Annotated in this window: 25 protein-coding genes and 1 riboswitch; of the genes, 10 read left to right on the top strand and 15 right to left on the bottom strand. The window is 66.0% G+C overall.

The annotated features are described in order from the left end of the window. The first annotated feature begins 52 nt into the window (after window positions 1-52). Window positions 53-1,288 (top strand): glycosyltransferase family 1 protein, encoded by a 1,236-nt coding sequence (locus EDF58_RS19225; protein WP_132268467.1) that lies wholly within the window; start codon window positions 53-55, stop codon window positions 1,286-1,288. Here the strand turns inward: EDF58_RS19225 and EDF58_RS19220 are convergent. The 3 genes from EDF58_RS19220 to EDF58_RS19210 form a co-directional block, all read right to left on the bottom strand. Next, on the bottom strand, window positions 1,285-1,827 hold the full coding sequence (locus tag EDF58_RS19220) for a hypothetical protein (RefSeq protein ID WP_132268466.1): 543 nt from the start codon (window positions 1,825-1,827) through the stop codon (window positions 1,285-1,287). The genes EDF58_RS19225 and EDF58_RS19220 overlap by 4 nt on opposite strands. Window positions 1,828-1,937: 110 nt before the next feature. Further along, window positions 1,938-2,249, bottom strand: a complete 312-nt coding sequence (locus tag EDF58_RS19215; RefSeq protein ID WP_132268464.1) for a hypothetical protein — start codon at window positions 2,247-2,249, stop codon at window positions 1,938-1,940. Between the two features lie 217 nt (window positions 2,250-2,466). Continuing rightward, window positions 2,467-2,814 (bottom strand): hypothetical protein, encoded by a 348-nt coding sequence (locus EDF58_RS19210; RefSeq protein ID WP_132268462.1) that lies wholly within the window; start codon window positions 2,812-2,814, stop codon window positions 2,467-2,469. A gap of 542 nt (window positions 2,815-3,356) precedes the next feature. On the opposite strand from EDF58_RS19210, the gene EDF58_RS19205 reads away from it, so the two are divergent. Together EDF58_RS19205 and EDF58_RS19200 are read left to right on the top strand one after the other, a co-directional pair. Next, a complete protein-coding gene (locus tag EDF58_RS19205) occupies window positions 3,357-3,785 on the top strand; it encodes an OsmC family protein (protein ID WP_132268461.1) in 429 nt (142 codons plus the stop codon). Window positions 3,786-3,856: 71 nt separating this feature from the next. Beyond that, window positions 3,857-4,165 carry an alkylphosphonate utilization protein gene (locus EDF58_RS19200; protein WP_132268763.1) on the top strand — a complete coding sequence of 103 codons (309 nt, stop codon included), beginning with the start codon at window positions 3,857-3,859 and terminating at the stop codon, window positions 4,163-4,165. A 231-nt stretch (window positions 4,166-4,396) separates the two neighbouring features. On the opposite strand, the gene EDF58_RS19195 is transcribed toward EDF58_RS19200, so the two are convergent. Continuing rightward, window positions 4,397-4,870 (bottom strand): hypothetical protein, encoded by a 474-nt coding sequence (locus EDF58_RS19195; RefSeq protein ID WP_132268459.1) that lies wholly within the window; start codon window positions 4,868-4,870, stop codon window positions 4,397-4,399. Window positions 4,871-5,194: 324 nt separating this feature from the next. On the opposite strand from EDF58_RS19195, the gene EDF58_RS19190 reads away from it, so the two are divergent. Next, a complete protein-coding gene (locus EDF58_RS19190; protein ID WP_132268458.1) occupies window positions 5,195-5,476 on the top strand; it encodes a hypothetical protein in 282 nt (93 codons plus the stop codon). Between the two features lie 100 nt (window positions 5,477-5,576). On the opposite strand, the gene EDF58_RS19185 is transcribed toward EDF58_RS19190, so the two are convergent. Beyond that, entirely contained in the window at window positions 5,577-5,975 is a 399-nt protein-coding gene (locus tag EDF58_RS19185) for a hypothetical protein (RefSeq protein WP_132268456.1), read from the bottom strand. Between the two features lie 137 nt (window positions 5,976-6,112). On the opposite strand from EDF58_RS19185, the gene EDF58_RS19180 reads away from it, so the two are divergent. Next, on the top strand, window positions 6,113-6,727 hold the full coding sequence (locus tag EDF58_RS19180; protein WP_132268454.1) for a hypothetical protein: 615 nt from the start codon (window positions 6,113-6,115) through the stop codon (window positions 6,725-6,727). Between the two features lie 4 nt (window positions 6,728-6,731). On the opposite strand, the gene EDF58_RS19175 is transcribed toward EDF58_RS19180, so the two are convergent. The 7 genes from EDF58_RS19175 to thiC form a co-directional block, all read right to left on the bottom strand. Further along, window positions 6,732-7,118: a DUF4440 domain-containing protein gene (locus EDF58_RS19175; protein ID WP_132268453.1), complete on the bottom strand. Its 387-nt coding sequence runs from the start codon at window positions 7,116-7,118 to the stop codon at window positions 6,732-6,734. After that, the gene (locus EDF58_RS19170; RefSeq protein WP_132268451.1) at window positions 7,115-7,429 is read right to left on the bottom strand and encodes a YciI-like protein; all 315 of its coding nucleotides are present in this window, start codon (window positions 7,427-7,429) and stop codon (window positions 7,115-7,117) included. Before EDF58_RS19170 ends, EDF58_RS19175 begins: the two co-directional genes overlap by 4 nt. Window positions 7,430-7,561: 132 nt before the next feature. Then, window positions 7,562-7,933, bottom strand: a complete 372-nt coding sequence (locus EDF58_RS19165; RefSeq protein ID WP_243654371.1) for a hypothetical protein — start codon at window positions 7,931-7,933, stop codon at window positions 7,562-7,564. A 9-nt stretch (window positions 7,934-7,942) separates the two neighbouring features. Continuing rightward, window positions 7,943-8,581 carry a hypothetical protein gene (locus tag EDF58_RS19160; RefSeq protein WP_132268447.1) on the bottom strand — a complete coding sequence of 213 codons (639 nt, stop codon included), beginning with the start codon at window positions 8,579-8,581 and terminating at the stop codon, window positions 7,943-7,945. 178 nt (window positions 8,582-8,759) lie between these two features. Continuing rightward, window positions 8,760-9,527 carry a DUF72 domain-containing protein gene (locus EDF58_RS19155; protein WP_132268446.1) on the bottom strand — a complete coding sequence of 256 codons (768 nt, stop codon included), beginning with the start codon at window positions 9,525-9,527 and terminating at the stop codon, window positions 8,760-8,762. Next, entirely contained in the window at window positions 9,527-9,820 is a 294-nt protein-coding gene (locus tag EDF58_RS19150) for a hypothetical protein (RefSeq protein WP_132268444.1), read from the bottom strand. The genes EDF58_RS19155 and EDF58_RS19150 overlap by 1 nt, the downstream gene beginning before the upstream one ends. 136 nt (window positions 9,821-9,956) lie before the next feature. Continuing rightward, a complete protein-coding gene (thiC, locus tag EDF58_RS19145; RefSeq protein WP_132268442.1) occupies window positions 9,957-11,861 on the bottom strand; it encodes a phosphomethylpyrimidine synthase ThiC in 1,905 nt (634 codons plus the stop codon). A gap of 49 nt (window positions 11,862-11,910) precedes the next feature. Further along, window positions 11,911-12,056, bottom strand: a riboswitch (TPP riboswitch). Window positions 12,057-12,100: 44 nt separating this feature from the next. Between thiC and EDF58_RS19140 the strand changes: the two genes are divergently transcribed. Then, on the top strand, window positions 12,101-12,730 hold the full coding sequence (locus EDF58_RS19140) for an SOS response-associated peptidase family protein (protein WP_132268441.1): 630 nt from the start codon (window positions 12,101-12,103) through the stop codon (window positions 12,728-12,730). Between the two features lie 93 nt (window positions 12,731-12,823). On the opposite strand, the gene EDF58_RS19135 is transcribed toward EDF58_RS19140, so the two are convergent. Both EDF58_RS19135 and EDF58_RS19130 read right to left on the bottom strand, forming a co-directional pair. After that, window positions 12,824-13,444, bottom strand: a complete 621-nt coding sequence (locus tag EDF58_RS19135; protein WP_132268439.1) for an outer membrane beta-barrel protein — start codon at window positions 13,442-13,444, stop codon at window positions 12,824-12,826. Between the two features lie 505 nt (window positions 13,445-13,949). After that, window positions 13,950-15,038, bottom strand: a complete 1,089-nt coding sequence (locus EDF58_RS19130) for a Gfo/Idh/MocA family oxidoreductase (RefSeq protein ID WP_207913047.1) — start codon at window positions 15,036-15,038, stop codon at window positions 13,950-13,952. 30 nt (window positions 15,039-15,068) lie between these two features. Here EDF58_RS19130 and EDF58_RS19125 point away from each other — a divergent pair, with 30 nt between their 5' ends. From EDF58_RS19125 to EDF58_RS19110, 4 genes are all read left to right on the top strand, one after another. Next, on the top strand, window positions 15,069-15,989 hold the full coding sequence (locus EDF58_RS19125; RefSeq protein WP_243654370.1) for an aldo/keto reductase: 921 nt from the start codon (window positions 15,069-15,071) through the stop codon (window positions 15,987-15,989). After that, window positions 15,986-17,071, top strand: a complete 1,086-nt coding sequence (locus tag EDF58_RS19120; protein WP_132268436.1) for an LLM class flavin-dependent oxidoreductase — start codon at window positions 15,986-15,988, stop codon at window positions 17,069-17,071. Before EDF58_RS19125 ends, EDF58_RS19120 begins: the two co-directional genes overlap by 4 nt. Before the next feature lie 361 nt (window positions 17,072-17,432). Then, on the top strand, window positions 17,433-18,668 hold the full coding sequence (locus EDF58_RS19115) for an MFS transporter (RefSeq protein ID WP_132268435.1): 1,236 nt from the start codon (window positions 17,433-17,435) through the stop codon (window positions 18,666-18,668). A 73-nt stretch (window positions 18,669-18,741) separates the two neighbouring features. Next, window positions 18,742-21,027, top strand: a complete 2,286-nt coding sequence (locus tag EDF58_RS19110; protein WP_132268433.1) for a TonB-dependent receptor — start codon at window positions 18,742-18,744, stop codon at window positions 21,025-21,027. Between the two features lie 198 nt (window positions 21,028-21,225). Here the strand turns inward: EDF58_RS19110 and EDF58_RS19105 are convergent, their stop codons facing one another. Further along, window positions 21,226-22,590, bottom strand: a complete 1,365-nt coding sequence (locus EDF58_RS19105) for an FAD/NAD(P)-binding protein (protein ID WP_132268432.1) — start codon at window positions 22,588-22,590, stop codon at window positions 21,226-21,228. Window positions 22,591-22,698 lie beyond the last annotated feature (108 nt).

The raw sequence follows: 22,698 nt of genomic DNA, 5'->3' as shown, positions 1-22,698 counted from the left end.
ACCCTTCGCGCGCCGCTTGCCAATCGATCCTGACCGCTGCTACGCGCCCGCCATGTCTTCTCGGGCGCCCGCTACCGCCACATCCCGCACTGGAACCGGCGCCGATCCGCGTCCTTTCGTGCTCGACGTCAGCCGCCTGATCTGGCGCCTCTGGGCCGGGCGCCTGCCTACCGGGATCGACCGGGTGTGCCTGGCCTATCTCGAAGAGTTCGCGGACCGGTCCCTGGCCATGTTGCAATGGCGCGAGCACCGGATCGTGCTCGGCCCGCGTGCCAGCGATCGCCTCTTCGCGGTGCTGAGCGCCGGGGTCGGCAAGCCGATCCGGGGGGCGCTGGTCGCGCAGCTGGCTTCGGCGATTCCCGCCGCTCTGGTTCGCCCCCCGAAAGTCGCGGGCAAGATCTACCTCAACGTCGGCCACACCGGGCTGAACGCAGCAGGTCTGGTGGACTGGCTGGCCGCACGGGCGCTGAGGCCGGTCTTCCTCATCCACGACCTGATCCCGATCACTCACCCGCAATATTGCCGCGCCGGCGAGGCAGAGCGCCATGCTGCCAGGATGCGTAACGCCCTGGCTGCGGCGGACGGGTTCATCGTCAATTCGGCCGATACCGGCAGGGCCCTCACCGGCTTCGCCCGCAGCCTGGGACTGGAACCTGCCCCCACGCTCGTCGCTCATCTGGGAATCGAGCCGCTCGCTGCGCCGGCCCCTGCCGTCGCCTTTACGGAGAGTGCGAAAGCGGCGCCGACGGACCGGCCCTATTTCCTGTGCCTGGGCACCATCGAGGCGCGCAAGAACCACATCCTGCTGCTGCGCGCCTGGAAGGGCCTTCGCCGCACACTGGGCGCGAACACGCCCGATCTCGTGCTGATCGGCCAGCGCGGGTGGGAGGCGCAGGACACGTTCGACCTGCTCGACTCCGAAAGCCACGATCATGGCCGGATCGTCGAACTCGCCCGCTGCACCGACAGCGAACTGGCCGCCTGGCTCGACGATGCCGAGGCCCTGCTCATGCCGAGCCATGTCGAGGGCTATGGCCTGCCCGTGCTGGAGGCACTGTCGCGCGGCACGCCGGTGATCGCCACCGACCTTGCGGTCTATCGCGAACTGGCGCCCGGCATTCCGCTGTTCCTGGCCGCCGACGACGAACAGGCCTGGCAGGATGCCGTGATCGCCTGCCTGGGCGACAGCACCGAGGCCGCGCGCCAGAGCCGCTTGCTGCAGGACTACCGCGCGCCCGACTGGGCGGGGCACATGGCGCTTGTCGAGGCGTGGCTGGGCCGGCTCTAGCCGATCGAGCAGCCGCCGCCCTCGCTGGTCTTGGACCCGTCGGGGCGGTACCAGGTCGCGATCGGGCCGGCCTTTTCGTCGTAGTAGCAGACCGAAGAGACCGCATTCGTGGTCGCATCGACGTGGACGGCATAGTTATGCGCGCCGCAATTGTGCAGTTCGCACTGCGAGGCACCGATATCGTTGTCCTTGCGCATGACCGGGCCCACCGGCCCCTTCATCGCGGCAATGGCATCGAGCACCTTGGGATCGGTCACGGCGCGGGAAACGCCTTCCTGCACCCGTGGATGCTGGAAGAAGGTGTAGTCCCCCACTTTGTCCAGCGGATACTTGCCGACATAGACCGAGAGGCTGTCGACCGCGCCCGAAGGCGTCTCGCTGGCTTCTGATGGCTCCACTTCGGCCGCGGCGGATTGTTCCGCGATCGTGGGAGAGGCTGCGGGGCTTGGCTCGGAACCGCCCTTGCACCCGGCCAGACCGGCCATGACAAGGACTAGAGTGGCGCCGGCCAGCCAGGGGCGCGGGTCCGGATGCTGCATCGGGCTTCCTCCTTCGCGTTCGAAAGTCTCTTCGAATCGCGCCCGAGCATCGCCGGTTCCCGCCTGCGCTGCAAATCCTGATGCCGCCCCGCTTCGACGGGGACCAAAAATCAGCCGCGAATGGCGGGGCGCAGGCGCATCGCGAAGGAGATGACGAAAGGCCAGAACAGTGTGGCGATCACGTCGCGAATGGTGTCGTGCCAGCTCCAGGAGCCATGGGCCAGGCGATCGATATATTCGTTGCCCGCCTCCAGGATCACCACCATCGCCAGCGGCCAGGCGGAGCTGAGCTTCTTCTTCATCACGATGGCCGTCAGCAGCCAGATCGTGAGGCCCGCATAAGTATGCGCGAACTTGTCGGGGGCCGGGCACTGCGCAACGATCCAGGTGATCGCGCGCTCGTAATGGTGGACGAATTCCATGCCGCCTTATGCTGCGGCGCACCAGGACGGTCCAGCCTCGACAGGCTCGGATACGGTGGAAATTCCGGAGATCGTGGCGGCAATACATCAATGCCGGCAAACCAGATAGGGTATCCGGCCAAATGCGGTATCAGGGCGCGTGGACTCTGGTCCGCCGCGCCCTGACCTTCTCCCTTCCCTCGGCCGTTGCGGCTTGCGCCGCCTATTCTCCCTGCGGTCAGGCCAGCTTGCGCTGCAGCCTCACCAGGGCGCGGTCGATCGCGTCGCGCGCCGTATCGTTGACTGTACCCGAAACCACCCGATAGACGATCCGCCCATCATCCAGCGAATAGGCCACCGTCGCCATGCCGTCGTTGAAACTGGCAAGGTAGAGCGCCGGCTTGCGCTGGATGAGGGCGAGATCGTCCGCTCGGGGAACCAGACTCTCTCTCATGAAGTAGGCGCCGATCATGTTCGGCGACATCGCGGTGGGCTCCGATCCGGAATCGCTTGCCCAGCCCGCGCCGGCCGAAGCCGCAGCGCACAGGACAAGTCCCACCTGCAATGCTGTCAGGAATCGCTTCATGACACCATCCTCTTCCCTGGCGGCTCCATCATCGCGGGCCGCCTCTCTTGTCCTGGAGACATAACATCCGCCCCGGAGAATCGGAAGCGGTCATTGGCGCAAACCCGCAGAAATCCGTTATTTTGCGCTGCGACAGAAAGATATGGCACCCGCGAACACCGCGCTGGAACCCGCCCTGTGCCGCCCCGCGCAGGCCCGACATGCCCTGCCCCCGCCCCGGCGGCCGGTTCCTCGTCGATCACGGACAGGATCGCGCTTGTGAAGGCCTGCCTCGGCGCGATAGCTTCCGCCCCACGGCCCGGCCTGGAGGCGATTCGATGCTGCACCCGCTAACGTCGATTTCCTCCGCGCGGATGCGGTCCAGCGCACCGGCGCGGCGTCTCGGCCGTTCCTGCACACCGAACCGGGCCCCCATCCAGCGAATCGGGAACAGGGCGCGCCGCCCTTGCGTTTGCCCGTCGCGCCCGAACCCCATTCGACCAAGTTCAGGCTGAAAGATTCCATCCCCAAGCACGCACGATCCTCATGAAAGGAAATCCGGCATGACGACCAATTCCGCCTCCGCACGCTATTCTGGCCTCGGCAAGGAAGGCAAAGGCGCCATCAGCACCCGTTCCGGGGTGTTGAGCGACCAGCCCTACGGCTTCGGCACGCGCTTCGAAGGCCAGCCCGGTACCAATCCGGAAGAACTGATCGCCGCCGCCCATGCCGCCTGCTTCACCATGGCCACCAGCTTCGCGCTGGCCAAGGCGGGCTTCTCGGACGGCACGCTGGACACCCAGTGCACCGTGACGCTGGACAGCGCTGACGGCGGCTTCGCCGTCACCAAGTCCGCGCTTACCCTGAAGGCCAGCGTGCCGGGCATCAGCGCCGAGGACTTCGAGAAGCTGGCCGACGAAGCCAAGGCCGGTTGCCCCATCTCCAAGCTGCTCAATTGCGAGATCACGCTCGAAAAGTCGCTGGAGGGCTAGGAAAGCCGCGTGGCGCCTGCCATGGCGCTTGCCTTGAGGATGGCGGGCCCGTCCTGATGGAAAGGACGACCATGGCAGGCGACAACGAAGACTACGTCTATGACGAGGACAGCGGCGAATGGATGCCCGCGTCCGAACTGGCGAACAAGCGCGCCGCCGAGAGCAGCGTCGAAGTGCGCGATGCCGTGGGCAATGTGCTGGCCGATGGTGACCAGGTTACCCTTATCAAGGACCTTGAGGTCAAAGGCGCCGGGCAGACGCTCAAGCAGGGCACGCTCATCAAGTCGATCCGCCTGACCGGCGACCCGCAGGAGATCGACTGCAAGTATCCCGGCATCAAGGGCCTGGTCCTGCGCGCGGAATTCGTCCGCAAGCGCTGACCGTCAAGGGAACGGCAGCAAGGCCCCGACGTTTAGCTCATCGGACGGGGGCGAGCGGAGATCCGCATTGCCGATGAAGATCAATGTCATGGGCGCCGTTGCCGGCGCCATCGCTTTCGGAGCCTTGGCCGGAGCATGCCTGCCGGCGGGTTCGGAAGGCGATACGAAGGCAGAGAACGCCTATACGGCCAAGCGGAAGCAGCACCTCGCCGCGACCCGGCCGCAAGAGCCTCAGCGGCTTTCCGTTGCCGACACCTCAGGCCCGCTGGGCCGCTGACGGTCCGTCCAGGCACAACCCTGCCTGGTTTCGTCGCCCAGTTTCAGCATCGCGGTGTAAGGATATGTCTGATCCGACATGCCATCGGTGCATGTGCCCGGCCCGATCGCGAGCGTCAGCAAAGCGCCCTTGCGCTCGCCGCTGAAGGACAGGCCGCCCCGCCCGGCGAACCGGCTTACGGCGATCGCCTCACCCTTCGCATTTTCAGGCGTAGTATAAGTCAGGCGCTCTCCCACGACATCCCCGCCCCAGAACGGCTCGGTACCCACGAAGCGGATGCGCTCGCCTGAACCGATCTCGTGAAACGGGGCATGGTCCTGGGCATCGCCGGGCACGTTTTTGGCGCCGCTGTGGCAGGCCGAAAGCACCATGACGGCGGCAAGCGCCAGGGCGGCACGGCTCAGCGGAGCGTCGGATCGCAGTTCCATGACCATGGCCTAGTCCGCGCGCGCAAAACGCGCAATCGCCAGATGAGGCCGCCCCTCTGCTCATCGCCGCGCTCGGGCGATTCGCCTGAAAGAGAACGCCGGTCTCTCCGCTGACGGTGAAATTTTGCATGTGCGAAAGTTTTTCCGGGAGTTCCGTTACCGCTAACATGCTCGTTTGCCGCAGATTTCCGGACAATTGCGGTTTCTGCAACACCAGTGGCAAGTAATTCCATTGCGACAGCGGTGTCAAAAAACCATGTTGCACTGCAACAAGATAAGGGGTGCCCAAGGCAATCTCCTATCGTTCAGACTAAGGATTTTGCCATGCTGAAGACCGTTTTCGCTGTTGGCGCCGCTCTCGTCGCCGTTGCCACCACTGCCGCTCACGCTGAAGATTCGCGCGATTTCTCGCACGACGGCGTGCACTACAACTACACCACCGAGCAGAAGGGCAAGGTTACCGTGATCGAAGGTACCGCTTCGGGCCAGGTTCCCTTCCGCCTTTACGTCGCTGGCAACCGCGTCACCGGCACCTACAACTCGCGCAACGTGAACTTCCGCCTCGCCGACGCCAAGGGCGCTCTGGCCGGCGCCGCTGCGCAGTAAGGGTTCGTCCCTGAGACAGAAAAGGGCGCCGTTCCAATCGGAACGGCGCCCTTTTTGTTGCCCGCGTGGTATGTCGCAGGGTGTTTCGTCAGGCGCCGGTTCAGTGCCGCTTCTGAAGTACGTCTTCGTGCCGCACGAACCGTATCTCCAGATCGCCGCCCGGGACAAAGCCGTGTTTTTCGACGATGGCCGCACGCATGTCGGCAATGGCCCCGGCGTCGGTGCCCGGCGGTACCTGGTAGCGCGCCAGCACCATGCCCTCTTCCACGTCCACCACGCTGAAGTGGCTGGCGATGCACGAGGCGGCCAGGGCATCGAGATCGAGGCCATCGGCAAGGTTCCAGGTCTTACCCTCCCGCGAACGGATACGCTTGCGGCAATAGCGGCAAGTGCAGACCAGCGTGCCGTCATCGTCCCGCTCACGCCGACCATCCGGCTCGTGCACGCGCGTGAACCAGCAGGGCGTGAGCGAATAGGCGTCTGACCGTTTCGTAAACATGCGTTCACCATCTCATCCGGTCGTGAACGGTTGCTTGCCAGAGGCATGGGTATATTCCCCGAAGCATTCACCTCGCCGACATGGGACCTCGGTTAGTCCTATATGAGGTAGGTGGGCTGGCGTGATGTGGAGTTGAAATGGGTTTCGCAAAGTGGTTCGTGGTGCTGGCTGCCGGTGGAATCGGCGCCGGCGTGGTCGTGGCGGGCATGACCACGGGCAAGATCACGAAGTATCCCGATCGTTACGCGCTGTCGGGCGAGCATCGGCCTGCCGCCCGTGAAGACCGGCGATCCGGCTATGCCGATCGGGAGCAGGAGGACTATGCCCTGCCAGATGAGGGCTATGCGGACGAAGGCTATGCGGACGACGCCTCTGGCGGAAACCGGCCCGGCTATGGACCGCCACGCGGGCGCATGGTGATCCTGGACGGCCCGGGCTGGGCTGACGACGACAGCCCCGGTTACGCCCGCCCGTGGCGCGACGACCGCGGCAGCGATCGCTACGGCAACCGGGACGAGCGCGGCGCCCCATTCCCGGAGCGCGGCGAACGCCCGTACATGGCCCCGCCCCGTGCCTATCCGCCCTCCGAACAGCGCCTCTACCAAGCGGGACCGCGCAGCTATGCGCCGCAGCCCGCCGCGCCTCAGACCCGGACTTCAGGCCCGGCGCCACGGGATTCAGCCGCCGATTCCGCAGCCCGCGCCGCTGGCGCCGCGGCGGACGTCCTGGCTGCCGAGCGCGAGGGCGCCTGAACGGTCAGGCCAGGGTGAGGAAGACTTCCGCCTCGATCACCCACTGCCCGCCCAGTTCGCGCCACTTGGCAAAGTAAGTGCCCGAAGCAGTAAGCACGTCCGAGGTGCTGTCTATCCCTTCCCAGCGCCCGTGCTCCATCGCGATCGGCTCGACCGGGGAGAGCACGACCTCACGGGTCGTGCGGGTGTAGATCAGCCGCGCCGGACCGGAAAATTCGCGCCGCCACACTTTCACCTGGCCCATGCGCCCCTGAATCAGCGCGCTATCGGTCCCGGTGACCATGACGCAGTCGCGCGCGAGAATCGGGGCGATGGCCGCAGCGTCGCCTTCGGCAATCGCGCGGTTGAAAGCCGCCCGGCGCGCGCGGATGGACAGTTCCGCCCCGCTCATGCCTGCCCCTCGGGCCGCACCGGGTTCACAGCCCGCGCACCGACAACGGTGTTCCAGCGCCGTACCGTCCAGCGCTGGACGATCCCGGACGTGACGTAAGGGTCCGCCCGGGCGAAGGCCTCTGCGCCCTCCGGCCCCTCGCCCGCGAAAAGCAGGAGAGCCGTGTCGACGGGATCCTCCACCGCCCCGCCCAGAACCAGTCCGCCGCTCTCCGCCGCATCCCAGGCCAGTGCGAGATGCGCGTCACGAAACGCCGGGCGCCGCTCCAGATAATCGGGCGCGAGGTGATAGGTCAGAAGGTAGTGGTTCATCGCGAGGCTCTCGTGCTTCGAAGTGTGACCATCCGCATTACACGAAATGCGCCGGATGTGTCGCCTCGCCCGCATTCGCACACTTCAGCGCACCAGGCCGTGAAGCGGAAAGGGGGGCATTCGCGGCCCGTTCTAGCGGCGGTTCCGGTTCAGGGTCCTATCGATCAATCCGTAGTGCAGGATTTGAATCGCGACGAAAGTGGCAGCCATCAGCATTGTCACCGGCAGGAGCATGCTTTCCTGCCCGGGCCTTGGCCTGACGTCCAGGAAAGTCAGCACCGTGATGACCGCCAACACACCGATCCCCAAAGCCGGAACGAGGCAGAGCGCGAGCACGCGAGGGGCGGTCCAATTTACGGTTCCGGCAAGCGACCATTGCATCGGCAACCGCTCGTGATGCCGAAAGCGGGCATTGGCCCGTACCGACAGCCAGGCAGAAACAACTGCAAAAACGAAGGTTATGCCAAGCACGATCATCGTCGTCAGAAGATCATGTCCAGCCATCTTCTTCTATCAGGAACATCCCTCGACATAGCCCAGCACCGGCATCATGCCGACGTGGACCATCTTGACCTTGCCGTCCTGCCCGATCTCGAAGCGAAGGGCCGGATCCCCGCTCCTGGCATTGGGTGCGGTGAGGTATTTGGCCGGCGCGGCCTCGTATTTGTGCGGTTCCTCACGGAAGCCGGCGAACCACTTCTTCACGTCCGCCTCGGTGGAGCCGACGCCGACCCCCTCCACGAGCTTGACCTGCGACCGCTGCCCAAGCGTGATCCGCTGCACTTTGCCTTTCTCGACTATGGCGTAAACGCCCGGGTAGTCCGGTGAAGTGACCGTACGGCAAGCATCCGATGCCTGCGCACCGCGCTCCGCCCACGATGAGCCTGAGGGCACCGCCTGCCCCAGCCGCAAATCACCCAGCCCTTCCAGCGCCAGCACCTTGGGGTTGGCAGCCGGCCCGGCAGTCCCCGATGGCATCTCCGTAGCCGGGACCTCGGACGCCGGCGCGGCTCCCTCGGACCCGGACATGGCCTCTTCCGGCATGGCCGAGGACGTCGCAGCCTCGCCAGCCTGATCGGGCGCCTTCGCAGGCTCGGACGAACAGGCCGCAAGTGCAAGGGCCAGGATCGATGCAGTGAGGAGATTCTTCATGGCAGCAAAAACGAAAAGCGGCAGGGGAAGTTCCGAAGGACAGGATCTGGAGCGCTTCTCCGTCGCTTCACCTAACCGGATTTCTCGCAGATAATGCCGATGCGAGGTTCCTTCACCGCGCCGGGCTGGGTCAGCGTGATCCCGGTTCAGGATGATCGGAATTTCATGGATAACGCCGTCAGTCCGTTCCCAACTTCTCGATCAGCGCCATTGCCGCGGCGGGCGCTCGTTCTTTGGCGCCGTTGATGAAGAACAGGAAGACGTCCTTGCCGGATTTCGACCAATCCTGCGCGCGCTTTGCCCATTGCGTGAGTTGGGCGGAGGGGTAGCCCTGCTCAAGGTCCGACTGCGCGTTCTGGAGGCGGGCGTAGATGAAGGGGCTGTTCTCGGCCGCGTCTTCGAAGGCGGGGTATTTGGCGCTGTCGGCGAGAATGACCGCGACGCCGGCCTTGCGGGCGAGGTCCAGGAAAGCCGGATCGCTGAAACTCTCGTGCCGGGGCTCGATGGCGTGGCGCAGGACCAGCCCTTCCTGCTTTGCCGGCAGCAGGGCGAAGAAGGCGGCGATCTCGTCGGGGTCGAACTGCTTGGTCGCGGCGAGTTGCCAGTTGATCGGCCCCAGCCTGTCGCCAAGCTCGACCAGGCCCTGCTCGACGAAGTTGGTGACGCTTTCGCCTGCTTCAGCCAGGTTCTTGCGGTTGGTGCAGTAGCGCGAGCCCTTGAGCGCGAATTTGAACCCGTCCGGCACGGTATCGCGCCACTTGGCGAAGCTGGCCGGCTTCTGGCGGCCGTAGAAGGTGGCGTTGATCTCGGTGCCGGTGAGGTGCTGGCCGACATATTCCAGCTCGCGGGCCTTGGACACGCCTTTGGGATAGAAGGTTTCCCGCCAGGGGTCGTAGCTCCAGCCGCCGATGCCGACGTGCACTTCGCCCGGCCCCCTGGCGCTCATCAGGCCTTCTTTCGCGAAAGGCGGCGGCGATTGGCGGTAACGCGCTTGCGATAGTGGCGCACGGCCTTGTGCGCGGTCTGTTCCGGAGAGGCCAGACCGCCGGTCGCCAACTTCATCGCCAGTTCGGCATTGGCCTGGAGCTTTTCAGTGACCATCAGCATGTTTTCGCGGTTGCTGCCCCGCCCGGTCATCATGTCGGTGGTACGCATTCCCATGACCATCATGGATTCGGCCCAGAGCCAGTAGCTGTCATGGGCGAGCTTCATCCAGTCGCCATTGGAATTGCGGGGCATTCGGGAACCCTTCGAGATGGAAATCGATGGTAGCAGCGCAATCGATTCCTGCGAAGGGGAATTGCTGAGGCCGAAATGGGCCGTCGTCCCGGGCCGGGCCCGGGACGGCGTTATCTCCAACCGGCTTCGATATCGCTCAGTCGTGTTCGCGGTCTCCCGCCCCCATGTAGAGTTCGCTGCCGGTTTCCCGGAACACCTTGCTCATTTCGGCCATGCCCGCCTCGGCCTCGGAAATGGCGAGCTTGCCGCCTTCTTCCGCCGCGATGAAGCCGGTCGAGGGCTGGTTCTGCTTCGCCGCGAAATCGCGCACCTCCTGGCTGATCTTCATCGAGCAGAACTTCGGCCCGCACATCGAGCAGAAATGCGCGGACTTGGCGCCTTCGGCCGGAAGCGTCTGGTCGTGGTACTGCTCCGCCGTGTCGGGATCGAGGCTGAGGTTGAACTGGTCGCGCCAGCGGAACTCGAACCGGGCGCGGCTGAGGGCATCGTCGCGGACCTTGGCGGCGGGGTGGCCTTTCGCGAGATCGGCGGCGTGGGCTGCCAGCTTGTAGGTGACGACGCCGACTTTCACGTCATCGCGGTCCGGCAGGCCGAGATGCTCCTTGGGCGTGACGTAGCAAAGCATCGCCGTGCCGTACCAGCCGATCATGGCCGCGCCGATGCCGCTGGTGATGTGGTCGTAGCCCGGCGCGATATCGGTGACGAGCGGCCCGAGGGTGTAGAACGGCGCTTCGCCGCAAGCCTCAAGCTGCTTGTCCATGTTCTCCTTCACCTTGTGCATCGGCACATGGCCCGGCCCCTCGATCATCACCTGCACGTCCTGCGCCCACGCCCGCTTCGTCAGTTCGCCCAGGGTATAGAGTTCGGCGAACTGCGCCTCGTCATTGGCGTCGGCGATGGAGCCGGGGCGTAGGCCATCACCCAGCGAATAGGCGACGTCGTAGGCCTTCATGATCTCGGTGATTTCGTCGAAGCGTTCGTAGAGGAACGATTCGCGGTGATGGGCGAGGCACCACTTGGCCATGATCGAGCCGCCCCGGCTGACGATGCCGGTCACGCGCTTGGCGGCGAGCGGCACGAAGGGCAGGCGCACGCCGGCGTGGATGGTGAAGTAGTCCACGCCCTGCTCGGCCTGTTCGATCAGGGTGTCGCGGAAGACCTCCCAGGTCAGATCCTCGGCAATGCCGCCGACTTTCTCCAGCGCCTGATAGATCGGTACGGTGCCGATCGGCACGGGGGAGTTGCGGATGATCCATTCGCGGGTGTCGTGGATGTTGCGGCCGGTGGAAAGGTCCATCACCGTGTCCGCGCCCCAGCGGATCGACCAGACCATCTTGTCCACCTCGCTCGCCACGTCGGAGGCCACGGCGGAGTTGCCGATATTGGCGTTGATCTTAACCAGGAAATTGCGGCCGATCGCCATCGGCTCGCTCTCGGGATGGTTGATGTTGGAGGGGATGATCGCCCGGCCGCGCGCCACTTCCTCACGCACGAACTCCGGCGTCACGTAATCCGGGATAGCGGCACCCCAGTCCTGCCCGTCGCGCGCATATTCCTTCAGCATCGCGCGGCCGAGGTTCTCGCGCTCGGCCACGTATTCCATCTCCGGCGTGATGATCCCGGCCCTGGCGTAGTGCATCTGGCTGACGTTCTTGCCCGGCTTGGCGCGCAGCGGGCGCTTGACCACGTTGGGGAAGGCCGGGACGCCGCCCGAGCGGTCCGGGCCGAGCTGGCCGTTGTCCTCCGGCTTTACCGCGCGGGCTGCGTAGTCCTCCACATCGCCGCGGGCGAGTATCCACTCGCGGCGTTTGGCAGCGAGACCCGCTGCGATGTCGATGTTCACCTCTGGATCGGTGTAGGGACCGGAGGTGTCGTAGACACGCACCGGCGCCTCGCCCGATCCCGGCTCCAGATGAATTTCCCGCATGGCAACGCCAAGCGGCGCAACATGGATCTTCTTAGACCCGCGAATGGGCCCGGTGGTAACATCAAAGTGCCCTCCCGGGAGGGGGATTTCCAGTGTGGAATTGATGTCGGCCATAAGCGATTTTCCTAGGGCTTATGGACGAAAGAAAGGTCGCGACAGATGAGTCCTGTGGCCCGCCCTTCCCTCCGCCCGTGTTAACGGGTTCAGGTTCAACGGGTCGGGCAGCGTGACCTGCCCCTCTCAGCCATTTGTTTCCTTCCGGCTTTCGCAAAACGAAAACCTTGGGCACAAGCTCCCCGGGGATGGGCGGACGATAGACGGGGCGATCCCGTCCGTCTAGGCCGACCGGCGACATGCCGATCATCTATCGCCTCGACGCACCCGCCCGCGATGTCGCCCGTGCCATGGGCGCCGCAGCCGGGGAGGACCCGTGGCGCGGCGGCCCGGTTTCGGGCGGCGGGTTCGCGCCGGTGGTGACGATGGGGCGCGAATTCGTGGCCGGACCCCGGCCGGAGCAACGCCAGCCGCGCCGCATGGTGCCGCGCCTCTGGGGTGTGCCGCCCCCGCCCGCCGCCTTTGGCGAGCGTCGCCACGGCATCCTCACCGTGCGCAATCTGGAAAGCCCGTTCTGGATCGGCAACTTGCGCAACAGCGAGTTCCGCTGCCTGGTGCCCGCCACTGCGTTCATGGAATGGGGCAAGGTGGACCCGCGCGACGGCAAGCGCCGCCAGAACTGGTTCGGCGCTGCCGACCAGCCGATCTTCGCGATGGCCGCTGTGTGGAAGGACAGCGAAGTGCCCAGCTTCGCCCTGCTCTCGTGCGAGGCCAATGCTGCGCTGCGGGCCGAGGGCCGGGACGCGATGCCGGTGATCCTCCCGCCCGAAGCGCAAGATCTCTGGCTGCGGGGGGACTGGAAGCGCGCGGCGGCGCTGGTGGTGCCCTATTCATCCTCGCTCACGACACTGCGCGTGGCGGGCGCCTGAGAACGGGCCCAGAAAAAAGGCTGGACAAGAAAAACCCGGGCCACCGCAAAGACGGCCCGGGTCACTCCCTGCGAAGAATCGCGGATTACAGGATTACTTGAACCGGATACCGACGCCGCCCATCACGCGCTGGCGTGCCGAGTGGCCGTGGTAGTCCGAATAGACGTACTGCGCATTGACGTAGACCGGCAGGCGTCCCTGGGTGAGCGTGTATTCCACGCCGCCGCCGACCTGATAGCCGTCCGCCTTGTAGTGATCGTAGACGAGGGTGTCGCCGGTCGGGCCGTCGATGCGGCGGCGCTGTTCGCCGTTGACGTAGCCGCCCTTGGCGAAGACCAGCAGCTGCGGGGTGGCGAGGTAGCCGGCGCGCACGGCGGCGCCCCATTCCTCGAAGCCCTTGTGGCAGATGCTGTTGCCGTCGGCCAGGCCGGTGCAGTTCTCATTGCCGTTGCCGGGGCGCCAGTAGCTGCCTTCGGCGCCGATCACGAAGCGGTCGCCCAGGGTGCCGTCGAAGCCGACGGTGCCGCCGTAACCGAACTTGTCGTTATGATTGCCTTCGGACTGGAAGCGATCGCCGCCGGCATTGGCTTCTACGCGGATACCGCGGAAACTCGTGCCGTTCGAAGCGACTTCCGAACCTTCCTGCGCGAACGCAGGCTGCGCGGCGATCCCCGCCGCGAAAAGCGCGGCGATCGTGGTGGCTTTGATATTCATAATAGGTCCTTGAAGTAGGTCGGGGGTCACCGGGAAACGGCGATCCTACGGTCAAAGTTGCCCATTAGGGGTATATCCCGGGCGCAAGTGGGTCGATATGTGACGGCTGCGCAACAGTTCCACAAAGCGGAATTCCGGACATTTTCCGGCCGGTTGCCTGCATTTCCGCGGGTCTGGAGCCCATTGATCGTCGGGATCGCGGTTTCGCGCCAAATGGTCGCCGAACTTATTTTGCCTTGGCCGGGAACCGGTCTCTCCGTCCGGCGCCCGTGTGTTCGGGCGTTGGAGGTGGGGTGAGGATGCAGGAAAAAGCGCGCCCCTCCCCCCTCCCCCTTCGTCATTGCGAGCGTAGCGAAGCAATCCAGAGCGGCTCTGCGCGACTCTGGATTGCTTCGCTACGCTCGCAATGACGAAAGGTTGGGGAGAGAAACACGTCGTCCCGGACTTGATCCGGGACGACGCCTTCTTCAACGCCTTCTTCAAATCAGCATTCAGCGCCTGTGCTTCAGCCCAGCAGTTCGGCCATCTCTACCACGCGCTTCTCGCGGGCGCTGAGTTCCGCCGCCGCGCCGATGGCCACGGCCATCAGGCCGTCGCGCGCGGTCACCTGCACTTCGCCCTCGCCGCGAACCGCGCGGGCGAAGGCCTCGTGCTGGTAGAAGGTCGCGCCGTGGTGCGAGCCGGCATCCATCGCCGCCTCGTCCACCGCGACGTGCCAGCGCTCGACCGCCTTCGGACCGGGCCAGGGCACGCGCGGCGACCAGACGAGATCGCCCGGCGGGATCAGGACGTCGAGGCGGCCCTTGTCGCCCGTCGCGCTCATCTCTTCCTGATGCTCGGCGCCCTCGGCGAACATGCAGAGGTCGAGCAGCGCGCGGCTGCCGTCCGCGAAATCGACCGTGGTGAAGCTGTTGTCGATGATGTCGGGCTGGCGGCCCTGATAGCGCTCATCCACGTGGTTCACGTCCATCGCGCCCGAGCAGTAGACGCGCACCGGCTCCGAACGGGTGATCAGGCGCATGAGGTCGAAGAAGTGGCAGCACTTCTCCACCATGGTGCCGCCGGTGTTGACCGAGAAACGGTTCCAGTCGCGCACTTTCACCAGGAACGGGAAGCGATGCTCGCGGATGGAGAGCATCTGCAGGCGGCCGACCTTGCCGCCATGAATCTCGTCGATGAAGGCCTTGGCGGGCGGACTGAAGCGGTATTCCATGCCCGTCCAGAACGGCGCTTTGCGGGCCTCGGCGCGCTCCATCACCCAGCGGGCGTCTTCCATCGTCGTGCAGAGCGGCTTTTCGCAGAGGATCGCCGCGTCGCTGTCCAGCAGCGGCTCCAGCACCGCACGGTGCGTGAAATTGGGCGAGACGACCACCACGGCATCGAGCCCGGCATTGGCGATCATGCTGGCGCTGTCGGCATATTCGGCCACGCCCTCGGCCTTCTCGCCCAGGGCATCCCTGGCCCAGCCGAGCGAGGTCGGCTCGGGATCGGCGATGGCGACCACTTCGGCGCCTTCGAGGATCTTGAGATTGTGGATGTGCTCGACACCCATCATCCCGGTTCCGACAATTCCGTAACGCAGCGTATCTACCATTTCGCAACTCCGTGTGCCATGTGGCGATCCATGACCTCCCCATCGACGATGCGCCTATCGGCCCAACCCGTCCCGCTCGGCAAGAGCGGAATTTCCGTTTTCCCGATTGCCTGGGGCATGTGGCGGCTCGCCCGACCCGACGGTAACGACGACATCGGCGCCATCGGCGCCCGCATCGAGGCGGCGCTTGAGGCAGGCGTGACCCTGTTCGACACTGCCGACATCTACGGCTGCGACGCCGCGCTCGGCTTCGGCGGCGCGGAACTGCTGCTCGGCAAGGCGCTGGCCGCCCGCCCGGACCTGCGCGACCGGATGACCATCGCCACCAAGGGCGGCATCGTCCTGGGCGTGCCCTACGATTCGAGCCCGGACTACCTGAACAAGGCGCTTGCAGCCTCGCTCGAACGCCTCGGCCTGCCGTCGGTCGAACTCTACCAGATCCACCGCCGCGACTTCCTGGCCCACCCGCGCGACGTGGCCGAAACCCTCGCCGCCATGGTCGAGAGCGGCAAGGTCAAGGCCATCGGCGTTTCCAACTACAGCCCGGCCGAATTCGACGCGCTCCAGGCCTACCTGCCCTTCCCCATCGTCTCGACCCAGCCCGAGTTCTCGGCCGCGCGCTATGCGCCGCTCTATGACGGCACGCTCGACCAGGCGATGGCCCGCGACGTGGCGGTGCTGGCATGGTCGCCGCTGGGCGGCGGACGCCTTGCCGCCGGTTCGCAAGACCCCGTCGCGAAGCTGATCGCCGCGCAAGGCGCGCGTTACGGCACCGATGCTGCCGCCGCCGCACTGTCGTGGATCATGGCCCACCCCTCGCGCGCGATTCCCATCGTCGGCTCGCAGACCCCCGAGCGCATCCTCGCCTCGCGTGATGCGCTGAAGGTCGAATGGACCGCGCCGGAATGGTATGCCGTGCTGGAAGCCTCGATGGGAGCGCGCCTGCCGTGAGCGCGCTGTCCCCTTGCGAAATCAGCTGGTTTTCGGCGCTCTGCGACGATGACTATGAATTCCTCGGCCAGCCGGACCCGATGCTACGCTCCAGCTGGGAGCATTGCCGCAACATCGTGATGGCCGCCGAGGAAGGCGGTTTCGACAATGTGCTGCTGCCCTCCGGCTATGCGCTCGGCATCGACACCACCGCCTTTGCCGCCGCCATCGCCGCCGAAGTCCGCCGCATCAAGCTGCTGATGGCCGTGCGCATCGGTGAGATGTGGCCCGCGCAACTTGCCCGACAGATCGCCACCATCGACCAGATCCTGGGTGGCCGCGAGGGCGGCGGCCGCCTGAACATCAATATCATCTCCAGCGAGATGCCCGGCGAAACGCTCGACGGCCCCGCCCGCTACGAACGCACCACCGAGGCCATCGAGATCCTGCGCACCCTGCTCTCGGGCCGGTCGCTCGACCATCAGGGCCGGTTCTGGAACCTGAAGCTGGATGCGCCGCGCATGATCGCACCTGGTTCGAAGTGCCCGCCGCTCTACTTCGGCGGCCTTTCCGAACCCGCCCGAGAAGTGGCCGCCAAGGGCTGTGACGTCTACCTGATGTGGCCGGACCGCATGGAAGCGGTGAAGGAAACCATCGCCGACATGCGCGCCCGCGCCGCGAAATACGGCCGCGCCATGCGCTTCGGCTACCGCGTCCACGTCATCGTGCGCGAGACCGAAGTGGAAGCCCGCGGCGCGGCCGACCGCCTGCTCTCCCGCCTCGATGCGGCAGAGGGCGCGGCGATCCGCGCGCGTTCGCTCGACTCCCAGTCGGTCGGCGTACAGGCACAGGCCGCGCTGCGCGAGACCGCCAGCGACGACGGCTATGCCGAGGACAACCTCTGGACCGGCATCGGCCGCGCCCGCTCGGGCTGCGGCGCGGCGATCGTCGGCGATCCGGATCAGGTGCTGGCGAAACTCCAAGCCTATCGCGAGGCGGGGATCGATGCCTTCATCCTCTCCGGCTACCCCCATGCGCGCGAGGCGGACCTGTTCGCGCGGCATGTGCTGCCCCGGATCGATCACGGGCCGCTGGTTTTTTAACCTCAATACCCCAGCCAACCTTCGTCATTGCGAGCGCAGCGAAGCAATCCAGAGCGGTTCCGCGCCGCTCTGGATTGCCGCGTCGGCTTCGCCTCCTCGCAATGACGAGTGTTGGGAGAGCAAAAGAGGCCGGGACGGAACATTGACTGCGTCGGCAACGTACAAGCTGCGCCGCAAGGAGCGCACGACGCATAGGCGGCGCACAGCATCGACATTCCGAGGGTCTGGCCGAGGGTCTGGGGGATCATCCCCCAGGACTTCTCTTCCCTCTCCGCCCTAGAATTTCTTGTTCGCCCCTGCTCTCCCCCATCGCTAGACGATCCGGGATGCAGATTTTCCCCAAAGCCCGGACGTGCCGCGCATGACCCTGTCCCCGCGCCGCCGCTGGCTGCTGTTCGCTCTCGCGCTGACGGCGGGCGTGCTCAATCTCGTGGATCGCCAGATTATCTCGGTACTGAAGCCGACGATCGCCGCCGATCTCGGCTGGAGCGACGACGACTACGGCACCCTGGCCGCCTGGTTCCAGGCCGGCGCGGCGTTCGGCTTCCTCGCGGCGGGGTGGCTGGTGGACCGGCTGGGCGCGAAATGGGCCAATGCGGCGGGCGTGGCGGCATGGTCGCTGGCGGCGATGACTCATGGCTGGGCGCACAGTTTCAGCCAGTTCGTGCTCTGCCGCGTCGGGCTGGGCGCCACGGAATCGATGGGCACACCCGCCGGTGTGAAGACCATCGCCACGATCTTCCCGCCGAACCTGCGCTCTCTGGGCTTCGGGCTTTCGAATGCGATGAACAGCCTTGGCGCGATCCTGGCGCCGCTGGCGATCCCGGTGGTGGCGGCGGTCTGGGGCTGGCGCGCCGCCTTCGTGCTGGCGGGCGTGGTCGGCCTGTTCTGGGTCGCGGCCTGGCTCCTGGCGTCGCGCGGGGTGGACTTCGGCGACCGCCAGCCTTCCGCCACGGGCAACCTGATTTCAGGCGACAAGCTGTTCCTGAAGGAAGGGCGTACCTGGACCATCGCGCTGGCCAAAGTGCTGTCGGACGCAACCTGGTGGCTGATGCTGTTCTGGATGCCGGACTACTTCAACCGGCAGTTCGGCCTCTCCGGCACCGAGCTGGGGCCGCCGCTGGCCCTGGCCTATTGCGGCTCGGCAGCGGGCTCGCTGATCTCGGGCTTCGCGGCCAACCGCCTGCTTTCCAGCGGCTGGAGCGCCAACCGCACGCGCAAGACGCTGATGCTGATTTCCGCGCTCTGCGTGGTGCCGGTGCCGCTGGCGCTTTACGTCGATGGCTACTGGCCCGCCGTCGGCCTGATGGCGCTGACCCTGGCCGGGCACCAGGGCTTCTCGACCAACCTGTTCGGCCTGATCGCCGACGTGACCCCGCGCCACAAAGTCGGCCGCGTGACCGGCTTCGGCGCGTTCTGCGGCAACCTCGGCGGCACGGCGATCAGCAAGATCGCCGGTCTCGTGCTGGCGGCGGGGCTGGGCTACGGTCCGCTCTTCGGTTTTGCTGCGGTTTCCTACCTGCTTGCACTCGGCTGGATTCAGCTCACCATGCCCCGGATTGTCCCGGCAGAGGACACCACCTCGTCCCACGCATAGGGCGACTAAAGGAAAACTATCTTTCTCAACCAAAACGGTTGACTATAGATCCGCGCGACCAAGGGAGATCCGAATGACCATGACCTCGCTCCGCGCCGCCCGCACCCTGCTGCTGGCCTCCGCGGTACTGTTCCCGGCCGCCGCTTATGCCGACGATGCACCGGACACCGCGTCCGGCGAGATCGTCGTGACCGCGCGCTACCGCGACGAATCGCTGCAGCAGGTGCCGATCGCCATTACCGCCGTCAGCGGCGCATCGCTGAATGACCGCGCGATCCACAACCTCCAGGACCTGAGCGCCACGGTGCCTTCGGTCGACTTCCGCAACGGCGCATCCAACAAGGACCGCACGGTCTTCATCCGCGGCGTCGGCACCATCAGCACCTCGCCGGGTGTGGAATCCTCGGTCTCCACCGTGCTCGACGGCGTCGTGCTGACCCGCCCGGGCCAGGCCACGCTGGACGTGGGCGAAGTCTCGCGCATCGAAGTGCTGCGCGGCCCGCAGGGCACGCTGTTCGGCAAGAACGCCTCGGCCGGCGTCATCAGCGTCGTCACCGCGGCCCCGTCGCAGGAATTCCACGCCTACGCCGAAGGTTCGGCCACGACCGATGAGGAATACCGCATCAAGGCGGGCGTCACCGGCGGCCTTGCCCCGAACGTCTCCGCGCGGATCGACGGCCTATACGCCAATTACGACGGCAACGTTCGCAACGTCACCACCGGCAACGAGGTCAACGGCTACGAGCGTTACGGCGCCCGCGCCAAGATCGAAGCCACGCCCACCGACACCCTGAAGCTCACCCTTTCGGGCGACTACCTCTACTCGCACGACACCACCCCGAGCGGCGTCTACCTGCGCACCAGCCAGATCGCCTATCCCACCGGCGCGGTGACCAATTCCCCGGCGCTCGCCTCGTTCCTCGCCGGCCAGGGCATCACCCCCGGCGCCGAGAACCGCGAAGTCAGCACCAACTTCGACACCGACGTGCGCGACAAGAACTACGGCGGCTCGCTGACCGCGGAGTGGGGCCTGGGCGACTACACCGTCACCTCGATCACGGCCTACCGCGAATGGAAGAACCGCCAGCACCAGGACTACGACGCCCTTTCGGAGCTTTCGGCCACTTTCCCCGAAGGCGACGACCGCGGCATCGTGGACAACAAGCAGTTCTCGCAGGAACTGCGGCTGACCTCGCCCAAGGGCAAGTTCATCGACTACGTCGTGGGCGCCTACTACCTCCACGCCAAGACCGACGAAGTCTATTCACGGACGCTCACCCGCCTGATTTCCGGTGCCGAGAACGTGGTGTCGGGCGTGGCGAACTACGGGGTGACCAGCGACAACTACGCCCTGTTCGGTGAGGCCAATTTCAACTTCACCCCCTGGCTGCGTGCCATCGCCGGCTATCGTTCGACCTGGGACGACCTCAGCTACTATCACGTCCGCACGTCGAGCAACGACCCGACCAATTCGGGATCGACCGCGCTCGACGTGGCGGGCATCCGTGCCTACCACAATTCGGCCGGCTCCACCTCGACCCGCGGCGATTCCTATCGCGGCGGCCTCCAGGCGGACTTCCTGCCGAACAACCAGGCCTACTTCACTTATTCGCGCGGCTACAAGGGCCCGGCCTACAACGCCTATTTCAACATGCGCTCGCTCAACGCGACCACGCCGCTGGACGAGATCGCGCTGAAGCCTGAAACTTCGGACTCGTTCGAGGGCGGCATCAAGGGCTCGGCGCTGGGCCACCAGATCACGTATGCGCTGGCAGTCTACTCGACCAAGTTCCACAACTACCAGGCCAACTACAACGACGTGGTCGGCGGCGCGCAAGTCACCCGCCTGATCAACGCCGGAACCGTGCAGACCAAGGGCGTGGAACTCGACTTCGGCCTGCGTCCGATCCCGGGTCTCTCGCTGGACACCTCGGTGGCCTATACCGACGCCAAGGTGCTGAACTTCATCTGCCCCGAAGGCGCGCCGTCCAGCTGCAACATCAACGGCGAAGTCCTGCCGTTCGCGCCGAAGTGGAAGCTCTACAGCAACGCCGCCTACCGCTTCGCCCTGTCGGACGCGATCGACCTCGAAGTGCAGACCGACATCACGCTCAAGAGCCGCACCCAGTACCAGCTGACCGAGACGCCGGGCACGATCCAGCCGGGCTATTACATCTGGAACGGCAGCGTGGCGCTGATCGGCGCGAACGACGGCTGGCAGCTGCGCGGGTTCGTGAAGAACATCACCAACCAGAGCTACTCGAACTTCCTTGCCAACGGCACGCTGGCCGGGATCGTCCGCTACGTCCCGCGTGACGACAAGCGCTATGGCGGGATCATGCTGCGCAAGGAGTTCTGAGGAAAAGGGAGAAGCAGGGGGTCAACACCCCCTGCACCCCCAACACTGTCCAGGTCACGCGGACCAACAGCCTGGTGCGCCCATGGCTGCGTCGGGAGACGTATTGGCTGCGCCGCAGGGAGCGCACGACGGATAGGGTGCGCGCAATGGTGACATTCCGAGGGTCCGGGGGATCATCCCCCGGGTCTTCTCCCTGCCTTAAAGCCCCTCGCCCCCAACCCAGTGCGCATCCGCCAGATAGCGCGCAAGGTTCCACACCTGCCGCCGGATATCCGGCACCGCGACGATCTCCCAGGCCTCACCCTTGGTGACCGGGCCGACCGCAAAGAGCGTGTCCTGCGGCTCGCCGTCGCCATCCCGAACCCGGCCGAGATGATCGACGTCCAGCCCCAGCCGGTGCGCGTCCGAGCGCACTTTGCCCTGGGCCAGCAGGTCCTTCACCAGCGGCGCGCCGCTGCGCAGAAGGTCGCCCTCCGGTCCGGTGCAGTTGATAGTGCGCGATACCTCCAGCCGCACCAGCCGGTCCTCCCCGCGCGGGCGGTACGTCACGGCGACCCCGCTTTCCGTAGGCTCCGCGCCGACCAGCTTGCCCGCGACGAATTCCAGCCGCCCTTCGGCCTCGATCTCGGCAATGCGCCGCGCGACGTCCGGGGCAAGGCGGTGGCGGTGGACATCCCAGTAAGGGCGCAAGTGGCGCAGGAAACGGCGCTGCCCGGCCTCATCGTGGCGGCGCCAGAGATTCTGGGTATGCGGACGCAGCTCGTCCACGGCGGCACGCCAGCCGATGTCCGCCGCGCGCCCGCGAACGCGGGCGATCAGGTGCGATCCGCGCTCTTCGGGCGCTGGCACGTAATCGACCGAGGGCCCCCTTTCGGAATGGGCCTGCGGCTTGAGCCCGCGGCGCGAAAGTGCGGTGATCCGGCCCCGGAAGCCCGCCTTGTCAAGCGAGAGCACCATGTCCGCCGCGGTCAGCCCGGTGCCGATCAGCAGGACGTGGTCGATCTCGTCGATCTTCTCCAGCGTGCCGGGCTGCCAGGGGTCGGTGAAGCGGCGATCCTCGGGGATGAGGGAGAGGACGGGGTGCGGCGAAGGCGGGAAATTTCCCAGCGCCAGCACGAGCGCCCGGGCCTCGATGGAATCCCCATCCGCCATCTCGACGACGACGCGGCCGTCCTCGAACCGGGTCGAACAGGCTTCCCCGTTGACGATCAGGGCGTCCTGCCCGGCATCGGCCAGCGCCCGGATCAGCAATTCGCGCAAATAAAGCCCGTAGGAGAGGCGCGGCACGAAGCGGTTGGCCTGCTCGTCTCCGGCATGGCCGATCCAGCGCAGGAAATTGGCCTGGTCGTCGGGGAAAGCGCTCATGTTGGCGGCGCGGACGTTGAGCAAATGCTCGGGCCAGCGGGTGCCGAAGGCCAGGCCCTTGGCGAGCTGGGCGTCCTTGCGCTCGATCAGGACGACGCGGACGCCGTTGCGCAGGAGATTGATCGCCAGCAGGGTTCCACTGAACCCCGCACCCACGATCGCGACAGGAAGCGCGCCGGTTCCGTTCTGAGTATTCAAGGGCAAGCTCCGTTGGGTATGCAATGTGCCTGTCTAGCGACAGCTGGCGGGTATTATCAACTTAATTGGTTGAGAATGTGACATCCCGGCCCGGAGGATCGACGAGCC

Source organism: Novosphingobium sp. PhB57 (assembly GCF_004342985.1).
In the GTDB taxonomy this organism is placed as follows: Bacteria; Pseudomonadota; Alphaproteobacteria; order Sphingomonadales; family Sphingomonadaceae; genus Novosphingobium.
The sequence above is the reverse complement of the archived record's forward strand: the minus strand, read 5'-3'. Positions and strand labels throughout refer to the sequence as shown.